Origin of the sequence: Pseudoalteromonas sp. SR45-5 (assembly GCF_014163565.1) — a bacterium.
GTDB classification, from domain to species: Bacteria; Pseudomonadota; Gammaproteobacteria; order Enterobacterales; family Alteromonadaceae; genus Pseudoalteromonas; species Pseudoalteromonas distincta.
This window is the reverse complement of sequence record NZ_JACJDN010000397.1, coordinates 1-3,843: the sequence shown is the minus strand read 5'-3', so window position 1 is coordinate 3,843 and position 3,843 is coordinate 1. Positions and strand designations below refer to the sequence as shown.

The window sequence follows — 3,843 nt, the reverse complement described above, 5'->3', positions numbered from 1 at the left end:
CCAGTAGGAGCATCAGGCACGCAAATAAACCAAATAGAGGCAGTGGCATAAGTAAACCACCAATCATTTTTTTAATAACAAACATAAGAGTTAAACGCTGTAGAGTTAATTACAGCGATATTACTTATTATATTGATGATTATCGACCGTTATTTAGCTTACATGTATTTAAAAAGTGACGATAAACAGGGTTATCTTTCATGTCTTTTTTCATCGCTAAATACATAGGGCGAGTAAGGCCAAGAGCGCCTAAAGGAATTGATTTAATTAAGCCTTGGCTTTCATAAGGTGTAACTAGCCAATCGGGCAAAGCAGCAACGCCCATGCCAGCACTTACTAGTTGAAAAATAAGTAGTCCTTGGTCAACCGTTTTTAGTGTACCGTCAAAACGAGCATTTTGAATGAAATGCTTAAATATATCTTGGCGTTCACGCGGGATAGGGTATGAAATAATAGTTTCGTTTTTTAAATCAAGCGCTGTTACATACGCTTTTTTAGCAAGTTCATGATCCGGCGCCACAATAAGCTTCAATTTAAAATCAAATAAGTGCGCGTATTCTAATGTGTCGGGTTCGCGTATGTCAGACGTTAAAACTAAATCGAGCTCATCGCTTAGTAAGTCAGGAATAGCGTCGTAACTAAAGCCACGTTCATAATCAATTTTTATATCAGGCCAAAAGTTATTAAATTCTTTAATAGTAGGTAATAACCAATGAAAACATGCATGGCATTCCACGCTCAAACGTAGTTGAGAAATGGGCTGGTTTAAGCTTTCTTTTAAACGACATTTAGTCGCTTCCATTTTTGGCAATATTTCGTGAGCTAATTCAAGTAATAGCATTCCTTGAGGAGTAAAGCGGACTGGTTGAGTTTTACGCTCAAATAATTGGCAATCCAATTTATTCTCTAAATCTTTGATTTGATGAGATAAAGCAGACTGTGTCAAAAATAACTCTCGTGCTGTATTAACCAAAGATCCTGTTTCTTTTAGGGTTGCTATGGTTTTTAAATGTTTAATACCAATCATCTTTAAAAATTCTCATGGGAAAAGTGAGTTCAGCTCAGATTAATTACATACTACGCCTATATAAAAAACGTTTCAACGTCTAGATGGCTAAAATTATGCGTTTTATTGCAGTTTATCGCTATGAATCGTGAAAATATTAGAGTTAGTAATGATAAAAGTCATTTGAAAACTGGTTTGATGAGTTTTAGATGAGTTTGCTTCATGTTGTATTTTAAATATAACGATTGCTGTGCGTTTTAGCTCAGCGTGAGTTTTAACCATGTTGATAACGGTATGAGGTGAGGTTTGTTGAATGCTTACTTTAGATTGTGCTTTAAAAAATAGAGTCGTTTTGCCTTATAGCTTAAGTTTAGCTCAATGGGAGAGTATATGCGTAATACCTAAGCCAGCGACCTACTCGCTGGCTCTTTTTATAAGGATTTATTAATTAGTAATATGGCTTCTTTGGCAGTAACAGGTTTTGATTTTAAAAAGCCTTGGCCATAGTCGCACGCGGTGGATTGCAAAATAGTTAATTGCTCAACTGTTTCTATTCCTTCAGCTACAACTTCAAGTTTTAATGATTGCGCAAGTGATAAAATGGCTTCAACAAGTGGGTTAGTAGAATCCTGTAGATGGTCAATAAAGCTTTTATCTATTTTTAAAATATGAATAGGCAGTTGGTGCAAGTAGCCTAGTGCTGAATAACCTGTTCCAAAATCATCAAGACATAATTTTACTTTTAAAGGTGAGAGACCTTCAATTATTTGAGTGGCGAGCTCTAGATTTTCTATTAAGCCAGATTCGGTAATTTCTAAGCATAAAGAACCTAGAGGTAATTGGTACTTATTATAAATGGAATGTATTTGCGCTACAAAATCGAGGCTTGCAAAGTGTCGTGACGATACATTAACGGTGACTTTTAAAAAGCGATGGCCTTGTTGGTACCAATTTGAAATATGCTGGGCCGCTAAATCAAGTAAATGTAAATCAAGATTTATAATTTGCCCTGTAGTTTCAGCTATCGGTATAAAGTCATTAGGGGGTACAAACCCTTTTGTAGGGTGATGCCAACGAACAAGTGCTTCAAAGCCGATAACTTCACTGGTAGTAATTGTGAAAATTGGTTGAAAATAAAGTTCAAACTCGTTGTGTTCAATACCGTGTTGTAAGTCGTTTTCTATATCGGCATGGGTTTTAAGTTTTTTACGCATCGTGTTATTAAAAAACTTTACCTGACCACGTCCGGTTGACTTAGCTTCATACATAGCGGCATCGGCTTGTTGCAGTAATATATAAGCTTTGTCGTTTACGTTATCTGTATAGGCAACCCCAATACTCGTTGATGCTTGGAGTAAGTGGTTATCTATATTTAAAGGTTTTGATAATGCGTTTTTAATGCGGTTTAAAGCTTCATTAACTTGGTTTTTATGCGTGATGTTTTCCATAAAAATTGCAAATTCATCGCCGCCTAAACGTGCAAATGTATCCGTGCTTCGTACTGTACCTTTAATCAAGTCGCATATTTTTATAAGGAAGTGGTCCCCAACTTCATGCCCGAGCGAATCATTAATACTTTTAAAACGGTCAAAGTCTAGATACAACAGGGCATGGCTAGTACTCTTTTTAGCACGCGTTAAACGTAAAATAGCATGTTTTATACGTTCAATAAGTAGTGAGCGGTTAGCAAGGCCTGTAAGCTCGTCATGTAATGCTTTGTGCTCAAGTTCTTGGCGGGCTAATTGCCTATCAATTGCCATACTTATTTGGCGACTTACATACGTTAGAAGAGCACTATCGTGTTCGTTGTAATGCAGTGTTTTATCGTAGCTTTGTACAACGATAACCCCGCTTATACGATCACTTGTTTGAAATGGAACACCTAACCAAGACTCAGATTGCCGACCTACCATTTTAAAATCACCGTTATTAATGTGACTTTGAAAGGCATCTTTGTTGAGTAATAGGGTTTGCTCTGTTTTTAGAAGGTAATATGAAGCGGTGTCTTTAAGTTGTTCTTTAGATATTTTTTGATGAGTTTTAGTGTTTATACCTTCTTCGACTATGTAAACGAGGTCAAGTATATCTACTTTTTTGTCGTATAGAGCGATAAAAAAGTTATCGGCTCGAAGTAAGTTATTTATGATTGAATGCAAGGCTTTAAAAAATGTATCTAGGTCACTCGCTTTGTAAGTTAGGTTAGCTATTTGTAATAAGCTGTTTTCTAATTTTTGTGCATTGTTGAGTTGCTCAACTGTTTTTTGTAAGTTGTTTACTGTATTAACCTGGTTAATCTTGGCACTGAGTAAGTGAGCAACTGTTGTAAGAATTTCAAGGTGTGCATTGGTAAAATAACCTTTGATTGGGTGCTCACAATCAATAACACCTAAAACTTGTTCTTTGTATATAAGGGGAACACATAGTTCTGATTGAGCAGGGCGTTCATCAGCGATATAACGGCTGTCTTTCGTTACATCGTTAATAATTACCGCTTTTCCGGTCGTTGCAACTGCGCCCGTTATACCTTCACTAAAACGTATTATTTTACGTTCCGCTTGATATTTGTCCCGCGCGTGTGCAATACCCATTGATGCAACTTGGTTTAATGTATTTGCATTATTGTCAGCTAGATATATGACACAATCAACAAACCCTAAGCGATTTACAACGTGCGTTGTAACATACTCAAACAATTCTTCTAATGTATCGAGTTGCAATAGGCTAGATGAAAATTGATTAATGATACTTAGTTGATCAGTTTTTATCTCAAGCGCTCTAGTCGCATCAGTTTTATAAGACATAGGCAATTTATATTGTTCTTTTTATTTTTAAATTCG

2 protein-coding genes are annotated in these 3,843 nt (G+C 36.1%); both read right to left on the bottom strand.

Translation table 11 applies throughout. The features are described 5' to 3' along the window. Positions 1 to 139: 139 nt before the first annotated feature. A complete protein-coding gene (locus tag H5072_RS13970; protein ID WP_002961689.1) occupies positions 140 to 1,027 on the bottom strand; it encodes a LysR family transcriptional regulator in 888 nt (295 codons plus the stop codon). Between the two features lie 410 nt (positions 1,028 to 1,437). Then, positions 1,438 to 3,807, bottom strand: a complete 2,370-nt coding sequence (locus H5072_RS13965) for an EAL domain-containing protein (protein ID WP_182693865.1) — start codon at positions 3,805 to 3,807, stop codon at positions 1,438 to 1,440. Positions 3,808 to 3,843 lie beyond the last annotated feature (36 nt).